Origin of the sequence: Pasteurella testudinis DSM 23072 (assembly GCF_900176075.1) — a bacterium.
GTDB classification, from domain to species: Bacteria; Pseudomonadota; Gammaproteobacteria; order Enterobacterales; family Pasteurellaceae; genus Chelonobacter; species Chelonobacter testudinis.
This window is the reverse complement of record NZ_FWWV01000014.1, coordinates 18,868-40,204: the sequence shown is the minus strand read 5'-3', so window position 1 is coordinate 40,204 and position 21,337 is coordinate 18,868. Positions and strand designations below refer to the sequence as shown.

Genomic DNA, 21,337 nt, shown 5'->3' with positions numbered 1-21,337 from the left:
TCACTTGATGTGTTAACGTTAATGTTAGAGAAAGGCGGTAATGTTCATTATTATAATGGGCAGCATGAAGTATTAGAAGGATTTAAGAAGTATCTTGGAAGCAACCCTAGGTTTATTCCTATTATAGAATTAATGGAGAAGTATGCCTAGATTATATAGCCATTGCATGCCCTATTTTATTATAAGATTTCACNTATCTATAATTTGCAGTATTTGGAGGAAAAAGCATTAAATTTTACATAAAAAGCAATTTAATGATTATGTAAATGCCAGACCGGAGAAATTTAGGTTGGAGAATATGTCAAGAAATCGCAGTCATGTAGATGAAATGCTGGGTAGCGGATATCTACATGATATTATTGATGATATGAAAAAATCTAGAGATACAGGGGAGTAACTATGACTAAAATAAGTAAATTTAGTGTCTATGAACAGAGAAATTCAAGAAAGACTCGTATGGGGTAACTTATTTAAAGAAACCAGTGATGTTGGCCTAGTTTGTTTGAGATGTGGCATTTCCAGACTAACTAAACCTTAAAGTACAATTAGAGTAAAGCAAGTTCAAGAGGCGAAAATACTACTTCAACGCCAACAAACTATTTGTGAATAGCTAAATAATCAGTTTAACAGTTACAATCAATGGCAAAATTTACAACCACTGCCTAATAGCGGCAGAGCTTCAATATATAGTAATATATCTGAGCAAGAGATACTTCCAATATATAAAAGATCTAGCAGGCATAAAATCACTATCTATGCTAAAAACAATAGATGGATTTAAATCTATAGATGGAAATCTAGGGCTAGTATATTCATTAAAACTCACATCTGGAATGTTAAGGGACGCCACTATTAACTTGAGAAGCTTTTCAAGTAGTCAGGATATAAAAAATACCAAGTGGACAATAGAAATAAGATCACCTAAATCATCGAATATAAATAATAAACTTAATTTTGATAAAATAGAGCTTAAATTTAAATGAAGAGAAAAAATCATGAAGAAAATAAAAATGGATATATTAGCCAAATCCAAAGGAAGAACTTTTATTTTTCTTTTTAATTATTTTCAACAAAGTTATGGCTGCATCGAAGATAATCCTAGAATAAAAGATCTTTTTTTAGATTTTATTGTAGAGCTAATGGACAAAGGTGAACTAAGATTAGCATATAAAGGAGAGTATTTAATTGGGAGTCATCGTGAACAGGTGGATACTTTAAAGAAAGCCTGGCCGACTCATTATAATGAAGATGATCCTTTATTTGATATTGATAACTTATGGTGGTATGCATATGCTCCAGCAGGACCTGTATGGATTTATGAAAATGGAGATTTAATATGGGAATGCCCAGCATAAAAAACTACAACTCAAAATGCCAGCATGATGGAAAAAGTCGGTGGTTTAAGTAGTATGCGGTAATGGAAGAATAGTGATATCTGGACAGATAAGTTCAGCTATTACTTAGTTGATAATAGTATTAACTCACTGACCAGAGCCGCAATTAAAGGTGAAAACTTGGAAAATACTTTAAAACGGGACTCGTTAAGTGCGATAGCAGAAACCGGCCAAGGTATTATGACTAACCATATTAAAGGATTGAAAGACTTCGGCAGTAGCAAATTTACTAATCAGTTTGTACACAAGCTGGCACATGCAGTAGCCGGTTGTACTGCAGAAGCAACCGTTGGCGGTAAATGTGTTGACGGGGTGTAGTTGGTGAATTAACAGCGGAAATTATCGGTAATAATAGCGAATTAAAATACACCTAAGAAGAGTAAGACAAATTGCTTGCCTATGCCAAACTTGCAACGGCTTCAGTTACAGCATATTTCGGTGGCAATGCCAATACAGCGGTAGATACAGCTCATACTGCGGTGATGAATAATTATCTGTCGGATTGGCAGAAAGCAGAAACAACATGAGTTAGACCAATGCGAAAGCAATTATTGCTGAACCTTGACTCATATTCAATGGACGGCGAGGGACAAGATGAGTCTTTTGCAGCGGGCTGTACCAGAAGAATTTTATAGTATGGTAGAGGGATTTGTTACATTAATCGCCAACCCTGTTGATCCGTATTATTTTATGAAGGAATTTGATCATTCTAAGCCGCAACAAGAGTGGATTGATAAATGGCATGAAAGGATGACACAGGAAAAACAAGATAATGAAAAATTGAAGAAAAAAGGGGTTTGGTCACGATTTAAATGGTGATAGATATGTTGTTACGGTCATATCGGTCTGATCATCCGCATAAAAAACAGTCGTGGAGGTTATCAAACGATTGTTTCTAACCGCATTCACCCGTTTTTTATCCAAATGACAGCAAATGAGCGACCACAGCTATCAGTGGGGCACGGTTTTCAAGGCGACACACCACATGCCTAGCCAACGAGTGGAAACGACTATTCGGCTAGGCAAAAATTGCGCCTTATGTTTTGTCAGAGCAAATCTAATTTTCTAAAAATACCATTCATTTAATATTTTTAGACGATCACGTCCCTTTAATTTCCTTAGCGCTTCGTTTTTGCGTCTAGCTAGACGTGCTCTACGTTTGATAAATAAGCGTTTTTGATAATCTATCAGATTTATTTTTGGATTTTTGGGTTCCATAGTGCCTTCCTCCATCAAGATAGCGAATTTATAAACACAAATTTTGTTTATCAAGGTCATTGAATAGCATAGATTGAAACAAAAATTTCATATCATACTGTAAATATTGAATATATTTGCGCATTCGGCCAGCTACAGCATAACTAACTTTAACTTATTATTATATAAATAATCTTCTAAAATTTGATCTCGTTAACAAAACGGAAGATTGTTGATTGCCAGCTTACAATTTGAAACGTATATTTCATAATTGAAATGATGATTTTCACTTCAAACCGATTATGATTAGAAATATGAGGAAAAGTTATGTTAGCTTTTATATCATTCATTGGCTTTACCGCTTTCGTTGCCGTTATTGCTTGGTGGTACACCAGAAATGACGATTTGAGTCACTCAGAAGGGTATTATCTTGCCGGTCGCTCGTTAACCGCGGTGTTTATCGCCGGTTCGATGATGTTGACCAACCTATCCACCGAACATTTAGTCGGCTTGAACGGTCTGGCGTATCGTTCCGGCTTTATCGTGATGGCGTGGGAAGTGATGGCGGCGATCACCATCGCCATGTTCGCTTTTTACTTCTTACCGAAATATTTGAAACTTGGCATCGCGACCATTCCGGAGTTTTTAGAAAAACGTTTTGACAAGGGCACCCTGCTGATCACCTCGTTGCTGTTCCTCGGTTGTTATGTGATTTCGTTGTTGCCTATCGTGCTGTATACCGGCGCACTGGCGTTAGAAAGTTTGTTCCGGGTTTCCGAAGTGTTTGACGTTGATAAAACCACCGCACTTTGGATTATGGTTTGGGGCGTCGGCATTTTAGGTTCGATTTATGCGATTTTCGGCGGTCTGAAAGCGGTCGCGGTTTCCGATACCATCAATGGCGTCGGGCTGTTGGTCGGCGGAATTATGGTGACGGTTTTGGGATTGATGTATGTCGGCGACGGCAATGCCTGGAGTGGCCTTAAAGAGGTGTATCACGCCAACCCTGATCACTTTAATTCTATCGGCGCGTCGGATTCGGTGGTACCGTTCTCGACCCTGTTTACCGGTTTGATTGTGTCCAATATGTTCTTCTGGTGTACCAATCAATCGATTATCCAGCGTGCATTAGGCGCTAAAAACCTGAAAGAAGGGCAAAAAGGCGTGCTGTTATGCGCGTTCCTGAAATTGTTAGGACCTTTGCTGATTATCCTACCGGGGATTATTGCTTTCCATATTTTTCAAGGCAAACTGGATATTCCTGACCAAGCCTATCCGGATCTGGTGCATTTGGTGCTGCCGGATGCGTTGGTCGGTTTCTTCGCTGCGGTGGTGGTCGGGGCGGTGTTGTCCACCTTTAACAGCGCCTTGAACTCTTCGGTGACGCTATTCTCGCGCAATGTGTATAAAGTACAGATTAACCCGAATGCCAGTGATAGCAAACTGGTGAACGTCGGCAAAGTGGTCGGGATTATTTTGGCGGTTGCGGCGATGATTGTGGCGCCGCTAGTTGCTAATGCACCGGACGGGCTGTTCTATCTGATCCAACAATTGCAAGGGGTGTTTAACGCACCGATCTTGAGTGTAGTGGTGGTCGGCTTGCTGACCAAGCGCGTACCGGCGATTGCGGCAAAATTCGGGCTGATTTTCGGTATGGTTTCCTATATCGTGTGTAACTTTATCCTGAAAGTCGATCTGCACTTTTTCCATCTGGTCGGCCTGCTGTTTGTGATTAACGTGGTGATTATGTTGTTAATCGGTCATTTCAAACCGATGGCAAAGCCTTATCAGGAAGTGTACACCCAGCAAGTGGACATCGAACCTTGGGCGTATGTCAAACCGGTTTCTTTGGTGATTACCCTGCTGTCTTTAACCATGTATATCTTTATGGCGAATAACGTACCGAGTCTGGTTTGGATCGGCTACTACTGCTTTGCCGCCGGAACCGTGTTGTATTTCCTGTATGTTTTTGTGCAACAACGCAATAAACAGTTGAATCCAACGGCCTGATACGCAAAGGCAGTAAAAATCATAACCCCGTTTTTGCTAGGCTGAACGGGGTTATTGTTTGGCGATACGCCAGCAACCGCACTTTGATATGGTTTATAACGACCGCTTGTAAATTTCCCCTAACGTTTTGTCTTGCGAACCGAACAGGCGGATAATTTGCGCCAAAAACAGCTCGCCGGCGGCAATCGCGTCAATCAAGGCATTGTGGGTAATGTATTCCGGCAAAGCATAGCGCTGCCTGACCGCCGCCAGTTGGTAGTTGTTGTGCTGTTGCGATGAGAGGAAACTGCGCTCGATTTTTAAGGTATCCAGCCAAAGCAGCGGAAATGACCGTAATTTGTATTTCATTGCCAAATAGTGATTGAGAAAGCGTTTTTCGATAGTCGAGCCATGGGCGATAACAATGCGATCCTGCATTAAGGCAAACAGCCTACTCATCACGGCATCCAACGCTTCCGCATTGTGCAGCATCTGCGGCACGATATGGTTAATCACCGCCGTATCCTGCTTTACATCTTGCTCCGCGACAAACTCGTGGTGTGATTCGGCTAATTTCAAGGTCAACTGATCGATCGGCACGGCGGCAACGCTTAAAATACGATCGATCATCGGGTTGAATCCGGTGGTTTCAAAATCAATCGCCAAATAGCGCAGTTGCTGCAAATCCGTTTTGCCGTCGGGATACGGCGCGGCAAAGAGCGGTAACAACTCGGGCGGACATTGTTGGCTCTGCAACAGCTTGAGCCGCTGTTTTTCCACTTTGTATAACGGCTCAAAGGTTTGCAGCCAATTGAAAAACGGTTTGATCATCGCAGCAGTCCTTTTTGTGAAAAACGCATTTCCGCCGCTTCCTGCAATTTGGCGATTAAACGGAACGCATCTTTCAGGTTATTGCGTTCGAACGACGTCAGTTCGTCCGGCGCGATATGGTTGCTTAACCCCTGTTGTTGCCGCAAGTCTTGCAATTGGTATTTAAACCGCACTTCGCACACAAAACGGTAAGCGGCGAGAATATCGTCCAGCGTTTCCCGATTGATCACCTGCGCTTGATAACAGGCTTCGAACCGCTCTTCGGTCGAAGCGGTTTGCACAATCCCCGCCGACAACGCATAAATCCGCCCTAAATCGACCAGCAGACTGATCGCCCGTTTTTTCAGATTCAGCTTGTTTTTATGTTCGCCGTCTTTGATCAAAACAAAGTTTTTGAAGATACTCAGCGGCGGTTTGACCCGAATCGTATTCGCCACCATGAACGCCAGAAAACGGCGGTTATGCTGAATCAAATCGACAAAAAAGTGCTGCAAGGACTCCGCCAGCTCCGCGGCGCCGAAAACCGCGCGCAAATCCATCAATACCGAGGCGTTTAACAAATGCTCCAATTCCGGATTCAACACCCATTGGCGGAAATAGCCCTGCCATTGCGCTAATGACTGGCACCACTTCGGGTTCGATGCCATATAGCCGCCGGCACAGTTTTCATAACCGCACTTGTGCAAACCGTCATTGACAAACGTCGCCAGCCGGGAAAAATATTGGCGCTCGTCGCCGTTCAATTTCCGTTCGGTAATAATCGCATTGTCCTGATCGGATAACGGATGGATTTCATAACGCGCTTGCGAGCCTGAAACAATCCAAGCATAGCGGCAAGGCGGTTTGCCGAAATAGTGTTCCGCCATCAATAACAATTTCTGCGTGAAAGCGTCGGCAATCAGGGTCATCACCTGCATGATATTGCGGTAATTAACGCCGCCGTCGAGCAAAGCTTCAAAAATAGCCTGCCGTTTTTCCGCCAGTTTTATCAGTAACGGCAACGAATCGGCCTGAAAAATATGATTGATCATAAAGACCGATTGCGTGCTGTTTTTTTGCACCAAATCGGTAGCGGTCAAAATACCTAACACTTGATTGTCGCCGATCACCGGCAAATTGCGGATATTGTTCTGCATCATTAACGAGATGGCATTCAGCACCAAATCATGGGCGGATACCGTCGGCGGATTCGGTGTCATAATACGGGTGATCGGCAGGTTGACATCAAGCGCTTGCGCCACCACTTTTTTGGTCATGTCGCGATCATTGACAATCCCGACTAACTGCCCGTTTTGCATAATTAACGCCGATGATCGGCGCTGTTCGCACATTTTTTCCGCCGTTTGTTTAATCGTTGCCGCCGCCTCGACTTGGGCGATTTTGCGGTTCGCCACTTCCGCCACCGTCTGCATGAAAATGCTGTTTTGCCCTTGTGTCACTTGCGTTTGCGAAGCCTTATGCAATCGCACGCCGGCATCGCTGGCAAAATATTCGGCGTATTCGGGGTGTTGTTGCAAGAGTTGGTGCAGAATGGCGTAGGGCACTTGATAAATCAGGCTGTTTTCCAGCGCATAGGCGGTATAGCGCTCCTCTTCTTTCGGATTGAAAATGCTGAAACCGAATACACTGCCGTTCTCTAGCCTTGCGCGCAGCTCGCCGTTGGCTTTTTTCTGTTCGATCGCGCCGGTACGGATCAGGTACAGGCAGCGTTTATCGCGCAGTTCTTCAAATAAAATCGCTTCCCCTTGCGGCAGATAGCGGATTTCGATATTGGCGGCGATTTGGCTGATCAGATTTTTTGGCAAATGGTTGAACGGATCAATTCGGGCGATAAACAATTCGATATTCGGAATCAGGGAGGTGTCCATAGCATTATTCCTTACGCATTTTTGTAACATTTTAGAGGCTGTCGGCGCAAAATGAAAGACACCTTAAATAAACCGATTTAAGGTGTCTTGTGTCATGAAAATGGTTTAAGCCGCAGACGCGAATGGCTTAAGTGCGGTATTTTTTCCACAGTCTGATCAAGCGCTGATAACGTTCGGAGACGGCGGCGATCAACTGTTGATCGTCCAATTTACCGGCGAGCCAATCCGCTGACGGTTCGCCGAAAATGGTTCTGCCGACGGCAAAGCCTTTGACCAGCGGCGCATTGGCGGCGGCTTTGAACGTGGCGTCGAACACCGCTTCCGGCGCGTCCAGTCCTAAAATCAGGATCCCGCGGCAGTAGCTGTCGTTGCTTTCGATAATCCGGCTCAAATCCGCCCAGCCGTCGGCGCTGATACCCGGCAGTTTCCACCAATCCGGTTTGATGCCCAACTGATACAGGTGCTGCACGATTTCGCCGTAATAGTGTTCTTGTTGTTCCATATCCAACGGCAGAATGATTTCCAGCAACAGTTCATGTCCGGTGCGGCAACAGGCTTGATAGACGTCGAGCAGTTTTTGATCCTGCTGCGCTTTCAGTTCTGCGCTGTCGTGCGGGTGGTAGAATGCCAAGCATTTGACCACATGTTCTTTCGGCCACGAAATCAACTGGCTGCCTAAATCGCCGTATTCCAATGCCAACGGACGGGAAGACGGTTTTTCAATCGGACGGCCGATCCACCAATTTTTACCGGTGATCTCATTCAACGCATCTTGCCCGTAGGTGGTGTCGGCTAGAATGCCCGCCTGTCCGTTATCCACCCCTTCCGCTTTGGCGGTTTGTTCTGCCGCTTGCAACAACAGGGTTTTCAACTGAGGAATGCGTTTCGGATCCGCACCGCACTTTTGTGCCATATCGTCCAGCTGTTTGCGGTGGTCAAAGGCAAAAATACAGAGGTTATTCCATTCGGTTTTGCGCGTAGTGACACGGTGCAGATGGTTTAATTTCACATCTAAATCCGGACGCGGCACCGATTCGGCACGGGACAAATAGTCGTCCAACTCTTTTTTGGTCGGCATTGCCGGCGCGCAGCCGTGACGGGACACCACCAACGCACCGCAGGCATTGGCGTAGCGACAGGCTTGTTCCCAGCCTTCGCCGTTGATATAACCGCGCAATAAACCGGACATAAAGGCATCGCCCGCGCCTAATACGTTTAACACCGCTACCCGCACGCCGTAAACGTTCAAGCCGCCGTCCAAATCATCGGGAATCTCGCCTTCGAAGACCGAGCAGCCTTGTGCGCCGCGTTTGCACACCAAGGTTGCCTGACTGCATTTGCGCACGTTTTTAAGTGCGGTCAAAGTATCGGTCGAACCGCCGGCAATGTGGAACTCCTCTTCGGTGCCGACCAGCACATCGAAATGGTGCAGCACTTCCTGCAACGATTCGGTCACCGCTTTGGAATCAATGAAACGGGTTTCGCCGTCGCCGAGGGAGGTCAGGCCCCACAACACCGGACGGTAATCAATATCCAACAAACGTTTCACGCCGTTGCGGCCGGCATACTCAAGTGCGGTCAGCACCGCATGACGGGTTTGCGGGTGGGAAAGGTGCGTGCCGGTGATCGACAGCGCTTTGGCGGACGCAATATAGTCCTCGCTGAAATCGTCGGCGCTGATCGCCATATCGGCACAGTTATCGCGATAGAAAATCAGAGGAAAAGTTTCGTTGTCTTTAATGCCGAGAATCACAAGTGCGGTCAACCGCTCTTTGTCGGTAATTAAGTGGCTGGTATCTGCGCCGACGCTTTCCAATTCTTGACGCAAAAAACGCCCCATATGCTCATCGCCGACCCGTGCCAACATCGATGATTTCAGCCCTTGAATTGCCGTGCCGTACGCGACATTGCCCGACGAACCGCCGAGATATTTGGCAAAGGTGGTTTCATCTTCCAAACGCGCACCGATTTGCTGCCCGTAAAGATCGACTGCAATCCGTCCTAGGCAAATTAAATCTAAAGGTTTTGACATAGTAATGCTCTCCTATTTTTATTCCGTCGCAATTTATCCGACTGCAATCAAAACAAACTATTTAAGTTCATTTCATTTTAGAATAAATATTTCATTTTGCTATTGTCAACTCGCTTTTTTGGGATCTTGATCCCAAAAATTTTTTCCGACAACAACTTGTGTTAGCTAAAAAAGCGGGCGTTTTCACTTTTTTTGGTCAAGAAATTGATCCAGCTCGCAAAAATGAAATTTACATTTCATTTTGTGTTTTATTGAAATTAATTTTGAGTAGAATAAGCGCAGTAAGTATTAACAGACGAGATTATTTTGCTAGGAGATCGTATGAAAACACAAAAACTCACCGTTGCCCAAGCACTAGTCAAATTTTTAGACAATCAATATGTGGAAGTGGACGGCAAAGTCAGCAAGTTTGTGAAAGGGATTTTTGGTATTTTCGGACACGGAAATGTTTTGGGATTAGGGCAAGCGTTGGAACAAGACAGCGGACAGCTGATTGTGCACCAAGGGCGCAACGAACAAGGCATGGCGCATGCGGCGATGGGATTTGCCAAGCAGAAAGCGCGCAAACAAATCTATGCCTGCACCTCGTCGGTCGGCCCCGGCGCAGCGAATATGATCACCGCTGCGGCGACTGCCACCGCCAACCGTATTCCGTTGCTGTTGTTGCCGGGCGATGTGTTCGCCACCCGTCAGCCTGATCCGGTGCTGCAACAAATCGAGCAAAGCTACAATTTGAGTATCAGCACCAATGACGCGTTTAAAGCGGTAAGTAAATATTGGGATCGGGTCAGCCGTCCGGAGCAGTTGATGACCGCCTGTATCAATGCCATGCGGGTGCTGACTGATCCAGCGGAAACCGGTGCGGTGACGATTGCGTTGCCGCAAGACGTGCAAGGCGAAGCCTATGATTTTCCGGATTACTTCTTGCAAAAACGGATCCATCGGATTGAACGCACACCGCCGACGGTGCCGATGTTGCAACAGGCGCTCGAATTGATTAAACGCAAGCAAAAACCGTTGATTATTTGCGGCGGCGGCGTGCGTTATTCCGAAGCGGCTGCCGAGCTGAAAGCCTTTGCCGAAGCCTATTCGATTCCGTTTGCCGAAACGCAGGCGGGTAAAAGTGCGGTCGTTTCCGCGCACCCGCTCAATGTCGGCGGAGTAGGGGAAACCGGCTGCTTGTCTGCCAATTTGCTAGCGAAAGAAGCGGATTTGGTGATTGGTATCGGCACACGTTACACCGATTTTACCACTTCATCGAAATGGATTTTCCAAAATCCTGACGTTGAGTTTTTAAATATCAATATCGCCCGTTTCGATGCCTATAAACTGGACGGGGTGCAAGTCACCGCGGATGCCAAAGCCAGTTTGCAACAGTTGCAGCCGCTGCTGCAAGATGCCGGTTATCAAGCCCAATGGCATGATCAGGTTGCACAAGCCAAGCAACAGTTCGAACAAGAGTTAAACCGTGTGTATAACGTTACTTATAGCGGTAAAGAATTTGTACCGGAAGTGAACGACCAATTGGACACTCAGGCGGTTTATCAAGAATTTCAGCAAATTACCGGTTCATCGCTGACCCAAAGTCGTGTATTAGGTATTCTCAATCAGACGTTGGGCGCAAACGATATCATCGTTGCCGCCGCCGGCAGCTTGCCAGGGGATCTGCAGCGCACATGGCAAAGCAAAGGTGAAAATACCTATCATCTGGAATACGGCTACTCTTGCATGGGCTATGAAGTCAATGCGGCGTTAGGAGCAAAATTGGCGGAGCCGGAAAAAGAAGTGTATGCCTTTTTGGGCGACGGCTCCTATTTAATGCTGCATTCCGAATTAATCACCTCGATTCAGGAGCACAAAAAAATCAATATTATCTTGCTGGATAATATGACCAACGGCTGTATCAACAATCTGCAAATCGGGCATGGTATGGACAGTTTCTGCACCGAGTTCCGTTTCCGCAATCCGCAAACCAACCAACTGGACGCCGGTTTTATTCCAGTGGATTTTGCCATGAACGCCGCCTCTTACGGTTGCAAAACCTATAAAGTCAGAACCGAAGAGGAGCTGAAAACCGCACTTGAAGAGGCGAAAAAACAAAAAGTGTCTACTTTGATCGACATTAAAGTGTTGCCGAAAACTATGGTGCACGGTTACGGCAGCTGGTGGCACGTCGGGGTGGCGGAAGTGTCGCAAAAAGAGCGGGTGCGCGAAGCCTTTAAAAATGCCGAGGTTCAAATCAACCGGGCGCGCCGTTACTAAATTATAGAATTAAGTTATCAAATTGGGTTATTCACAGAGAATTAAAAATCACCGTTGAAGGAGAAAAAAATGAAAGCAGAAAACGTGAAGTTGGGTATTGCGCCGATCGGCTGGACAAATGATGATCTGCCTGAATTGGGCGCAGAAAATACCTTTGAGCAGTGTGTCAGCGAAATGGCGCTGGCAGGATACGAAGGCTGCGAAGTCGGCAATAAATACCCGCGCGATGTGAAGGTGTTGAAACATAAATTGGACGTGCGCGGCATTCAAATCTGTAATGCGTGGTTCAGCACTTTCTTTGTGGACGGCAAAAAAGAAGAAACGATTCAAGACTTTATCGAACACATGAATTTCTTACACGCCATGGGCGCCAAAGTGATCGGTTGTTCCGAGCAAAGCCGCAGTATTCAAGGTCAGCAAAAATCGATTTTCAAAGAAAAAACCGTATTCAACGATGCCGAATGGCAGTTGTTGGCGGAAGGTTACAATGAACTGGCTAAAATCGCCGCCGAAAAAGGCATGAAAGTCTGTCTGCACCACCATATGGGCACAGGGATTCAAACGCCGGAAGAAGTCGATCGCTATATGGAAGTGACCAATGACGATGTCTATCTGTTGTTCGATTCAGGGCATCTGTATTATTCCGAAGGCTCGCAACAAGCGATGTTGGACGTGTTGGAAAAATACATCGATCGAATCGTCCATGTTCACTTGAAAGATGTGCGTGATGAAGTCGTTGCCGAAGTCAAAGCCAACGATTTAAGTTTCCTTGAAGGGGTGAAAAAAGGGACGTTTACCGTACCGGGCGACGGTGTGATCGACTTCAAACCGATTTTCGAGATTTTGGAAAAACACGATTACAAAGGTTGGATGGTGGTGGAAGCCGAACAAGATCCGGCACTTGCCAATCCATTTGAATACGCCTTAAAAGGCCGTAAATACATCAAAGACGTAGCAGGAGTTTAATTATGATTAAAGTAGGCATTATCGGCGCAGGCCGTATCGGGCGTGTGCATTCGGAAAGTATCAGCAAATATGTCAAAGGCGCGGAAATCAAAGCGATTTCCGATATTAAAGTGACCGACGAGCTGCAAAGCTGGGCGAAATCAATGGGCATTCCACACGTCTATGACGATTACAAACAGATTCTGCAAGATCCGGAAATTGATGCGGTGTTGGTTTGCTCCTCCACTAATACCCACGCCCCGATTTCAATCGAAGCGGCACAAGCCGGTAAACATATTTTCTGTGAAAAACCGATTGACGCCGATGTCGGCAGAATCAAGCAAGTGCTGGCGGAAGTGGAAAAAGCCGGCGTGAAATTCCAAGTCGGCTTCAACCGCCGTTTTGATCACAACTTTAAAGCGATTAAAGATCGCGTGGTTGCCGGCGACATCGGCGAACCGCACATTATCAAAGTGACCTCGCGCGACCCTGACGCGCCGCCAATCGAATACGTTAAAGTATCCGGCGGCATGTTCTTCGACATGACGATTCACGATTTTGACATGATCCGCTACCTCTCAGGCAGCAATGTGACCGAAGTGTTTGCGGTCGGCAGCGTGTTGGTCAACCCTGAAATCGGCAAAGCCGGCGACATCGATACCGCCGTGATCACCCTGAAACTGGCAAACGGCGCGATCGGCGTAATCGACAACAGCCGCAAAGCGGTTTACGGCTACGATCAACGTGCCGAAGTGTTCGGCTCGAAAGGCGCAATCCAAATCAGCAACGATACCGGCTCAAGTGCGGTTTTCTCCGGTGAAAACGGCGTGGTAGCGGAAAAACCGAAATATTTCTTCCTCGAACGCTATATGCAATCCTTCGCCGACGAGATCTCTTGTTTCGTCGATTCGGTGGTCAACGACAAACCAACGGTTGTCAACGGCGACGACGGCTTGCAGCCGGTGTTGATAGCACTGGCTGCGAAAAAATCGATGGAAGAAGGCAGACCAGTTAAGATTAGTGAGATTAGCTAAGCAATAAAATGAATGTTATCTGATCGTTAAAAGGCACTTTTGTGCCTTTTTTATTTTAAGGTCAATCGGATCTAGAACGTGAGGAAGAAGCGATGTTGCAATATTTTGTTAAAGAAAACAAACACTCTATTTTTGAAAATAATTGTTTACCGCAACTGCTTTATTTATGTAATACCGAAACGATGAAAGACTATTTCCCTCGATTATTACATAAGCATAATGATCGTTTGGAAATTGTGTTTATTGTAAAAGGCAAAGGAAATCATTTAATCGGCAATCAAAAATATCAAACCCAAGCCGGTGATATCTTAATTTTTAACCAAGATGTATTGCATGACGAAGTGGCGGAAATCGGTAGCGATATGACCGTATATTGCTGCGGAATTAATAATTTAAAAATAAAAGGTAAGAAAATAAACCATTTGCTCGAGCTGGATTACCCGGCAGTGCTGCCTGCGGGCGACTATGCGGAGGATATCAATGCCATTTTAGGTATTATGGACTCACAAATTAAACAAAATCCCAATACGGCTACTGAAACTTGCCGTTATTTACTGGCGTCACTGATCACCATCATTTCAAACATTCCCCGTCGCAATATACAGGCCAATAAAAATAATGAATTGATGTTGATTCATCAGGTTAAACGCTATATTGACAGCCATTATTGGGAGAATATTTCATTATCTTCGATTGCCCGACAATTTAATGTCAGCCCTTATTATCTTTCCCATTTATTTAAACAGGGCAGCGGTTTTTCACTGATTCAATATATGCTGCGGCGTAGAATAGGCGAAGCGCAATCGTTATTGATCAATACCGGTTATAGCATAACCCAAATTGCCACATTGGTCGGCTATGACAATATCAATTATTTCAGTACTATTTTTACCAAAATGACGGGAATTTCACCTACCGCCTACCGCACTTACTGGATTGGACGGAAAAAATAGCCTTATTTCGGCGCCTGCGCAAGATAATGAAGATGACATCACTAAAACGTGATGTTCTTAACATAATATTAACGTTTTGCGGCTATGAAAAAACAAGATGTTAAACTTTCCCGACTAAAATAGCCGATATACTTCACTCGCAACTTAGCCAAAAGGAGTGAAGTATGAGCATAAAAATTTGCACCGCCCCTTGTTGTTGGGGAGTGGATGATCCCAAAAACCCTTACTTACCGCACTGGACTCAGGTATTACACGAAGCCTCTCGAGCCGGTTATAAAGGCATTGAGCTAGGGCCTTACGGCTATTTGCCGATTGATGTTCAACAAGTGTCCGATGAACTCGCCAAAAATGATCTGTTTATTGTTGCCGGCACTATTTTCGATGATCTGGTTTCAATTGAAAATCAAGCCGCTTTGGAGCAACAAGCGCATAACATTTGCCAATTAATAACCAAGCTGCCGCAAGTGGCACCTGAGCCGGATCAAAAATTTGCTACCCCCTATTTAGTGCTTATCGACTGGGGACATGATGAACGCGATTATGCTGCCGGTCACCCCGATACCGCCCCACGCTTATCGCCGATACAGTGGCAACAGATGATATCCCATATCAAAAATCTGGCCGCTATTGCACAAAGCTATGGCATAAGAGCGGTTATCCACCCGCATGCCGGCGGATATATTGAGTTTGCAGATGAAATCGACAATGTGGTGCGCGATATTCCTTATGATTTAGCTGGATTATGTTTAGACACCGGTCATCTTTACTATTCGAAAATAGAGCCGCTGGCGGCATTAAAAAAATATTGGCCGTTTGTTGATTACCTACACTTCAAAGATATTGATTTGTCCGTCTATCAAAAGGTGATGAATGAAAAAATCCGTTTCTTTGAAGCCTGTGCAAAAGGTGTGATGTGCCGAATCGGGGAAGGCACGCTTGCGTATCCGGAGATCTATCGTCTTTTAAAAGCGCTGAATTATCAAGGTTATATCACGGTAGAGCAAGAGCGGGATCCGCGAAATTCAGGTTCGAGTTTGGACGATGTCAAAATCAGCCGCGATTATTTGAAACGTATTGGATTTTAAAGGAGCAAAAAATGATTTATGGAGAAAAACGTGTAGCCAGACCTATCCGCTGGGCAATGGTCGGCGGTGGCCATGGTAGCCAAATCGGTTATATACACCGTTCGGCGGCATTGCGGGATTTTTGTTTTGAATTAGTAGCCGGCGCTTTTGATCTGGATTTTGCAAGAGGAAAAGCATTCGGACAGCAACTGCACGTTGCCGCAGATCGCTGCTATCCCGATTACCAAACGATGTTTAACCAAGAGGCGCAGCGGACGGACGGCATAGAAGCCGTCTCGATCGCCACCCCTAATGGCACGCATTATGACATCTGCAAAGCAGCATTATTAGCCAACTTGCATGTTATTTGTGAAAAACCGCTTTGCTTCACGGTTAAGCAAGCGGAAGAACTGGCAGAGCTTGCGGCAAAGCAGCAAAAAATTGTCGCTATCACTTATGGTTATGCCGGGCATCAAGTGATTGAGGAGGGGCGCCGTCTTATCGCCGATGGTGTTTTGGGCGATATTCGGATTGTAAAAATGGAATTCGCGCACGGATTTCATAATGTCGCCGTTGAAAAAGATACCGAAAGTACAAAGTGGCGGGTTGATCCGAAAATGGCAGGTCCGAGTTATGTACTGGGCGATCTGGGAACGCACCCGTTGTTTATTGCCGAAGTGCTGTTACCGCACTTACGCATTAAACGCTTGCTTTGCTCACGGCAAAGTTTTGTACAAAGCCGCGCCCCGTTGGAAGACAATGCGTTGACCTTAATGGAGTACGACACCGGAGCCGTCGGCAGCGTTTGGTCGAGCTGCGTTAATGCCGGTTCGATGCACGGACAGCGGATCCGGATTATCGGCGAAAAAGCCAGTCTCGAATGGTGGGACGAGCAGCCTAATCAGCTGCGTTTAGAAATTCAGGGCGAACCGGTCAGAATTTTGGAAAGAGGTATGGGCTATCTGCATGACAGCGCCTTGAAAGAAGATCGGATTGGCGGCGGACATCCGGAAGGGCTGTTTGAAGCCTGGTCAAATCTCTATGCCCGTTTTGCCGAAGCGATTGTGTGTAAAAACGAAGGACGGCGGTTCGACGTTTGGTATCCGGATATTTCCGCCGGCGTTGAAGGCGTGCGTTGGGTAGAAAATTGTGTCAAATCCGCAGACCTGGGCGCTGTTTGGGTCGAGTATCAATAAATTACAACTCAAAAGAGAGGCTATCTTATGAAAATTGCATTTGATGTTGACGTGTTGGCGAAACAAATGGGAATCAGCGATATGGTTCACCAAGTTGCGGATTGGGGCTATAAATATATTGAGCAATCGCCGCACCCGAGAATCAATCCGTTTTATAAACACCCGTTGTTTTCCAAGGAATGCGAACAAGAGTACCGCACCGCACTTCAGCGGACCGGTGTCGAAATCTCATCATTTATCGTGGTTTACCGCTGGTCGGGCCCGACGGAAGAGCAGCGCCGGCATGCCGTTGCAAATTGGAAACGTATGATCGAAATTGCCGACAGTATGAATGTAAGGGTGATCAACACCGAATTATCCGGCGATCCGCAGCAACCTGAAGTCTGCAACGGTATGTTATTCCGCTCATTGGACGAATTAATGCCGCTGTTTGAAAAATACGGCATTCGCTGCGAGATTCAGTCGCACCCTTATGACTTTTGCGAATTCAATAATGAAACGGTTGATATGGTGAAATCCTACCGTTCCGATCACCTTAAATATGTTTATTCCGCACCGCACGGCTTCTTTTACGACAAAGGGAAAGGCGATGTGCGCGCCATGTTGGAATATGCCGGTACGGATTTATCGCATATTTTATTCGCCGATACGCATAACCATACCATTGATTGCCGTTACATCATGAATCCGCCGGGTTGCTGCTCCACGATTCACCAACACTTACCGCTTGGAGAGGGGGAAGTTGATTTCGACGGTATTTTTGAAAGCCTGAGAAAAATGAATTTTGCCGACCGCACTTTTGCCGTCGGTGGCGAATCGATTGCTTGCGTTTCTATGTTCGGCTTTCCGGAAAAAATGGCGGTGGAGGCGCCTAAAGCCAGAGAACGACTGGAGAAAGAGTTATTAACCTCATGATTAATCGTGCAATAGCATCATCAAATCGACTTAAAACCTGTTTAAGGAGTTTCATATGAGAAAGATCAACCAACTTGTTTTGCTGTTATCTGCCGGATTGGCACTGAATGCGTTTGCGAAAAATGAAGTGGTCGCCTTCAGCTCTCCCAGCCTGTATAGCCCGTTTCAAATAAAGATGAGCCAAGCCGCAGCCGAAGCCGGTAAAGCGCTTGAGCTGAAAGTGCAAGTGTTGGACGGACAAGACAGTTCAACCAAACAAACCTCGGATGTTGATAATTCTATCACCAAAGGCGCCAAAGCAATTTTGATCGCGCCGAATGATGTGAATGCGATTGCGGCGGCAGTGGAAGATGCGATCAATGCCGGAGTCGTGGTCGCTACGGTGGATCGCAAAGTGATCAGCGAGAAAAACATTCCGCATTTCGGTGCAAATAACTATTTGGGCGGACAAAAAATCGCACAAGAGTTAAAAGCGAAATTTCCGGACGGGGCAAATATTATTTTATTAACCGGTCAGCCGGGTTCTACGTCGAATATTGAACGGACACAAGGGATTCGTGATGAACTGAAATCGTATGGCACGCAATACAAAATCATTGTCGATCAAAGCGGTAATTGGTTGCGTTCCGAAGGGTTACGCATTATCGAAAGCGTTCTGCCGACCTTGAAGCAAAAACCGGACGTGATTCTATCCGCCAATGACGATATGGCAATGGGTGCGATTGAAGCATTGAGAGCGTTGGGCTATAAAGCCGGTGACATTACGGTTACCGGTTTTGATGCCGGTCCGGAAGCGTTGTCCCGTATTCAAGATGATTGGCTCTATGTGACCGCCGACCAACGCCCGAGCTATGCCGTCAGCACAGCATTAAGCCAAATTGCCGGTAACTTGCGTGAGGGGAAAGCGATACAAGGGCTGGATTTTGCCCCGTTGATCATTAAGAAACAGAATGTCAGAGAAGCGGAACGTATCACGGAACTGAAAGATTAAAGTATATTAACCGGCACCGCACTTATGATGAGATGAAAAGTGCGGTGTCGAGTTATAACACTATTTTCTCATACGGCGGATCAACATTGTCGCACAGCCGAAGCCAAGTAAACTGAACGCGGACATAATATAAAAAACATTATTATAGCCGGTAATGCCGGGATAATTATCCAGCATATAGCCGTATAGCGTATAGCCGAACATTGACGGCATATAACCGATTAAACAGCCTAATGCCATAGAAGAACCGGCATATTCTCTTGGCACACCGATCTCTTCCATCGGCGCAAAAAAGACCGCTCTTTGTGTAAAAATAATCGCACCGAAGCCTAATGTTGCCGTCATGCCGAGATAAACACTCATCGATTCGTGCGGCAATTGAATAAAAAGGATCATACTGACAAAAGCCACGATAAATGCAGTTTGCAAATATCTTAACGGCGAGCGGAATACTTTATCCGATAAAAAACCGCCGACCGGCCCGCCAATCATTTTTAAACCGTATTGGTTGATAATGCCGTAAGCGCCGACTAATGCGACCGGTAAACCGTAAATATCTTTTAAGAACGGGATAAAATAAGTCAGGCCGGTATAGGAAGAATACACAAAGAAAATAACAAAGGCGGCCAGCCAAGTATTGATATCTTTAATTACATAAAGAATACCGCTGAAAACTTTCGCATTGGCTGACTTGTCTCTAGCGGTGACTTTAATGTGCTCTTCGTCGCCGACCAAGAAATAAGTTACTACGCCGACAAGTGCGGTCATGAATGTATAGTAGAGAATACCCGCTTGCATACCGGCTTTGCCTTCACCGAACAAGATAAAGATACCCAAGGCGCCGAAAGCGACAATCACATCGACAACGCCGCGCCCAGCCTCTAAAAAGCCGAATAATCTGCCCTGCTCCTCTTTTGTGCCGAGTAACCGCACCGCTTTGAGTAGCACCGGCCAATAGACGACTTCCCCAAAAAAAGCCAGTCCGGCAAACGCAAAAACATAGCCGCTAAATGAAGGAAGCGTGGATAGGTAAAGCCCGCATGCGGCAACCCCCAACAGCCCTGCCGGCAGCAAATATTTTTTTGAAAAACGATCGGCGAGATACATGGAGAAAAAATAGCCGATTGTTTGCACAATAGCATAAAAAGTGAAACCTAAGCCGATTTCGGTATTGCTCAACCCCCAATCTTGTTGCATCGGCACATAAAAAACATCTTTGATACTGGATAGTTTATAAATAGTACCGCCGCCGAGCACCAAAAAACCCAGTTGTACCCATTTGTTGGCAAATAATCCCGTTGTTCTGTCCATCATTACGCTCTCCCCAGATAAGCGACAGCTTCTATTTCGACGAGTGCGTCTTTAGGCAAACGTGAAACTTCAATGCAGGAGCGGGCAGGATATTCATTCTCGAAGTAATCCGAATAGATCCGATTAAACGAATTAAACTGCTCAATGTTTGTTAAAAAACAGGTTGTTTTTACAATGTCTTTTTTACAGCCGCCGGCTGCCGCTAAAATAGCCTCCAGATTTTTTAGCGCTTGACGGGTCTGTTCTTCGATAGCGCCAGCAACCATATTGCCGGTGTCTGCCATAATCGGTATACAACCTGAAATATACAGCCAGTCCTTAACCCTGACCGCTTGTACATAAGGTCCGATCGCCGGTGGCGTAAGTGCGGTGTGGATAATCTGTTTCATTATTTTTCCTTAACAATATTTTTGTTTTAAGTGATGTAGGGCATCAATTGAGATTTTCAGCCCGTCCAGTTGTGCTTGAGTAAGGATTGCCAGTGCTTGTGAAGAAATTTTGTGGGGATAATAGTAATCTAAAGGTTTGATTAGGCTCTCGGCGAAAGGGGGCGGTTTGATTTGAAACGCACCGCTAAAGGTATCCACGCCTCCCGTACCTTTCGGGCGTGCAAAACGGGCGCAATAGGGATAGCAATTTTCGATATTGATATGTGTAATCGGCGAATCTTCCAGTAAAATTTTAAAGCATTGATCAATATCGACGCTTCCTTGCCCGATAGGTACGCCGCACACAACCGGAGTATCATCATGCATCACCACGATGTGATCTTTAAAATGGGTGGAATAGGTATAAGGCGCCAGTGCTTTCACCGCTGCAACCGGATCTTCCCACGCCATCATAGAATTACCGATATCGCAATGTGCGCCGACCCATTGACTGTTTACTGCTTCGATAATGCGGATAATTTCTTGTGATGTTTCGTGTTCGTGATTTTCCAATGCCAATTTAATGCGGTATTTCTTAAGCAACGGTACGATCGCTTTGAGTTGAGTCGGGGCTTTTGCCATCCGTTCCGGATTAAACTTACCGCTGCTGATATAGGTTCGTACCACATCGGCACCCAGTTCATTGGCAATTTTCAATGCCGGCGTTAAACTTTCCGCATCACAAAATCGGGCGTCTATTTCGCAATAAAGATTATACTTTTCAATCGTTTCCCTTACACGATGCAAATAGGTTTTTTGAGCACCGTCTAGCACGCCGAATTGCGGGTGGAGATTCAGATCGGGAATAATATTCAATTCGACGCCGCTCAACCCCAATTCCCATGTTTTTTGAATAAAAGAAAATACATCCATTTGCCGATGTTGAAAAAGAAGATGGCAAGACTCTGTTTCCAATCCGAATTTCAT

Annotated in this window: 20 protein-coding genes and 1 pseudogene; 14 read left to right on the top strand and 7 right to left on the bottom strand. The window is 45.7% G+C overall.

Annotated elements, in window-relative coordinates; all coding sequences use genetic code 11:
* Positions 1 to 427: 427 nt before the first annotated feature.
* The 5 genes and pseudogenes from B8880_RS14840 to B8880_RS07345 form a co-directional block, all read left to right on the top strand.
* Positions 428 to 529: pseudogene (locus B8880_RS14840) on the top strand (IS481 family transposase); the annotation flags it as partial.
* Between the two features lie 466 nt (positions 530 to 995).
* Complete coding sequence (locus B8880_RS07360) at positions 996 to 1,355, top strand: DUF596 domain-containing protein (RefSeq protein WP_084256978.1); 360 nt, start codon at positions 996 to 998, stop codon at positions 1,353 to 1,355.
* A gap of 78 nt (positions 1,356 to 1,433) precedes the next feature.
* Positions 1,434 to 1,712 (top strand): DUF637 domain-containing protein, encoded by a 279-nt coding sequence (locus tag B8880_RS07355; RefSeq protein ID WP_084256977.1) that lies wholly within the window; start codon positions 1,434 to 1,436, stop codon positions 1,710 to 1,712.
* 71 nt (positions 1,713 to 1,783) lie between these two features.
* Positions 1,784 to 1,921, top strand: a complete 138-nt coding sequence (locus B8880_RS14835) for a VENN motif pre-toxin domain-containing protein (RefSeq protein WP_084256976.1) — start codon at positions 1,784 to 1,786, stop codon at positions 1,919 to 1,921.
* Positions 1,922 to 1,988: 67 nt separating this feature from the next.
* On the top strand, positions 1,989 to 2,213 hold the full coding sequence (locus B8880_RS07345) for a hypothetical protein (protein ID WP_084256975.1): 225 nt from the start codon (positions 1,989 to 1,991) through the stop codon (positions 2,211 to 2,213).
* A 246-nt stretch (positions 2,214 to 2,459) separates the two neighbouring features.
* On the opposite strand, the gene B8880_RS14400 is transcribed toward B8880_RS07345, so the two are convergent.
* On the bottom strand, positions 2,460 to 2,612 hold the full coding sequence (locus tag B8880_RS14400; RefSeq protein ID WP_159460736.1) for a hypothetical protein: 153 nt from the start codon (positions 2,610 to 2,612) through the stop codon (positions 2,460 to 2,462).
* Between the two features lie 306 nt (positions 2,613 to 2,918).
* Between B8880_RS14400 and B8880_RS07340 the strand changes: the two genes are divergently transcribed.
* Positions 2,919 to 4,601, top strand: a complete 1,683-nt coding sequence (locus tag B8880_RS07340; protein ID WP_084256974.1) for a solute:sodium symporter family transporter — start codon at positions 2,919 to 2,921, stop codon at positions 4,599 to 4,601.
* A gap of 93 nt (positions 4,602 to 4,694) precedes the next feature.
* Here the strand turns inward: B8880_RS07340 and B8880_RS07335 are convergent, their stop codons facing one another.
* The 3 genes from B8880_RS07335 to B8880_RS07325 all read right to left on the bottom strand — a co-directional run bounded on the left by B8880_RS07335 (position 4,695) and on the right by B8880_RS07325 (position 9,311).
* Positions 4,695 to 5,411 carry a 3'-5' exonuclease gene (locus B8880_RS07335; protein ID WP_084256973.1) on the bottom strand — a complete coding sequence of 239 codons (717 nt, stop codon included), beginning with the start codon at positions 5,409 to 5,411 and terminating at the stop codon, positions 4,695 to 4,697.
* Complete coding sequence (locus tag B8880_RS07330) at positions 5,408 to 7,279, bottom strand: DUF294 nucleotidyltransferase-like domain-containing protein (RefSeq protein ID WP_084256972.1); 1,872 nt, start codon at positions 7,277 to 7,279, stop codon at positions 5,408 to 5,410. Before B8880_RS07330 ends, B8880_RS07335 begins: the two co-directional genes overlap by 4 nt.
* Before the next feature lie 127 nt (positions 7,280 to 7,406).
* Entirely contained in the window at positions 7,407 to 9,311 is a 1,905-nt protein-coding gene (locus B8880_RS07325; RefSeq protein ID WP_084256971.1) for a bifunctional 5-dehydro-2-deoxygluconokinase/5-dehydro-2-deoxyphosphogluconate aldolase, read from the bottom strand.
* Positions 9,312 to 9,632: 321 nt separating this feature from the next.
* On the opposite strand from B8880_RS07325, the gene iolD reads away from it, so the two are divergent.
* The 8 genes from iolD (at position 9,633) to B8880_RS07285 (ending at position 18,671) form a co-directional block, all read left to right on the top strand.
* A complete protein-coding gene (gene iolD / locus B8880_RS07320) occupies positions 9,633 to 11,573 on the top strand; it encodes a 3D-(3,5/4)-trihydroxycyclohexane-1,2-dione acylhydrolase (decyclizing) (RefSeq protein WP_084256970.1) in 1,941 nt (646 codons plus the stop codon).
* 69 nt (positions 11,574 to 11,642) lie between these two features.
* Positions 11,643 to 12,539, top strand: a complete 897-nt coding sequence (iolE, locus tag B8880_RS07315; protein ID WP_084256969.1) for a myo-inosose-2 dehydratase — start codon at positions 11,643 to 11,645, stop codon at positions 12,537 to 12,539.
* A 2-nt stretch (positions 12,540 to 12,541) separates the two neighbouring features.
* Positions 12,542 to 13,552 (top strand): inositol 2-dehydrogenase, encoded by a 1,011-nt coding sequence (gene iolG / locus B8880_RS07310; RefSeq protein ID WP_084256968.1) that lies wholly within the window; start codon positions 12,542 to 12,544, stop codon positions 13,550 to 13,552.
* 92 nt (positions 13,553 to 13,644) lie between these two features.
* The gene (locus tag B8880_RS07305; protein ID WP_084256967.1) at positions 13,645 to 14,505 is read left to right on the top strand and encodes an AraC family transcriptional regulator; all 861 of its coding nucleotides are present in this window, start codon (positions 13,645 to 13,647) and stop codon (positions 14,503 to 14,505) included.
* A 164-nt stretch (positions 14,506 to 14,669) separates the two neighbouring features.
* Positions 14,670 to 15,590, top strand: coding sequence for a TIM barrel protein (locus B8880_RS07300; protein WP_084256966.1), 921 nt, complete (start codon positions 14,670 to 14,672; stop codon positions 15,588 to 15,590).
* 11 nt (positions 15,591 to 15,601) lie between these two features.
* Entirely contained in the window at positions 15,602 to 16,765 is a 1,164-nt protein-coding gene (locus B8880_RS07295; RefSeq protein WP_084256965.1) for a Gfo/Idh/MocA family protein, read from the top strand.
* 27 nt (positions 16,766 to 16,792) lie between these two features.
* Positions 16,793 to 17,680, top strand: a complete 888-nt coding sequence (locus tag B8880_RS07290) for a sugar phosphate isomerase/epimerase family protein (protein WP_084256964.1) — start codon at positions 16,793 to 16,795, stop codon at positions 17,678 to 17,680.
* 55 nt (positions 17,681 to 17,735) lie between these two features.
* A complete protein-coding gene (locus tag B8880_RS07285) occupies positions 17,736 to 18,671 on the top strand; it encodes a substrate-binding domain-containing protein (RefSeq protein ID WP_084256963.1) in 936 nt (311 codons plus the stop codon).
* Positions 18,672 to 18,731: 60 nt separating this feature from the next.
* Here B8880_RS07285 and B8880_RS07280 read toward each other — a convergent pair whose 3' ends face one another.
* The 3 genes from B8880_RS07280 to B8880_RS07270 are packed head-to-tail and all read right to left on the bottom strand — an operon-like array spanning position 18,732 to position 21,337.
* Complete coding sequence (locus tag B8880_RS07280; protein WP_208610894.1) at positions 18,732 to 19,985, bottom strand: MFS transporter; 1,254 nt, start codon at positions 19,983 to 19,985, stop codon at positions 18,732 to 18,734.
* Positions 19,985 to 20,371, bottom strand: a complete 387-nt coding sequence (locus tag B8880_RS07275) for a RidA family protein (protein WP_084256962.1) — start codon at positions 20,369 to 20,371, stop codon at positions 19,985 to 19,987. The genes B8880_RS07280 and B8880_RS07275 overlap by 1 nt, the downstream gene beginning before the upstream one ends.
* A 9-nt stretch (positions 20,372 to 20,380) precedes the next feature.
* Entirely contained in the window at positions 20,381 to 21,337 is a 957-nt protein-coding gene (locus B8880_RS07270) for a sugar phosphate isomerase/epimerase family protein (protein ID WP_084256961.1), read from the bottom strand.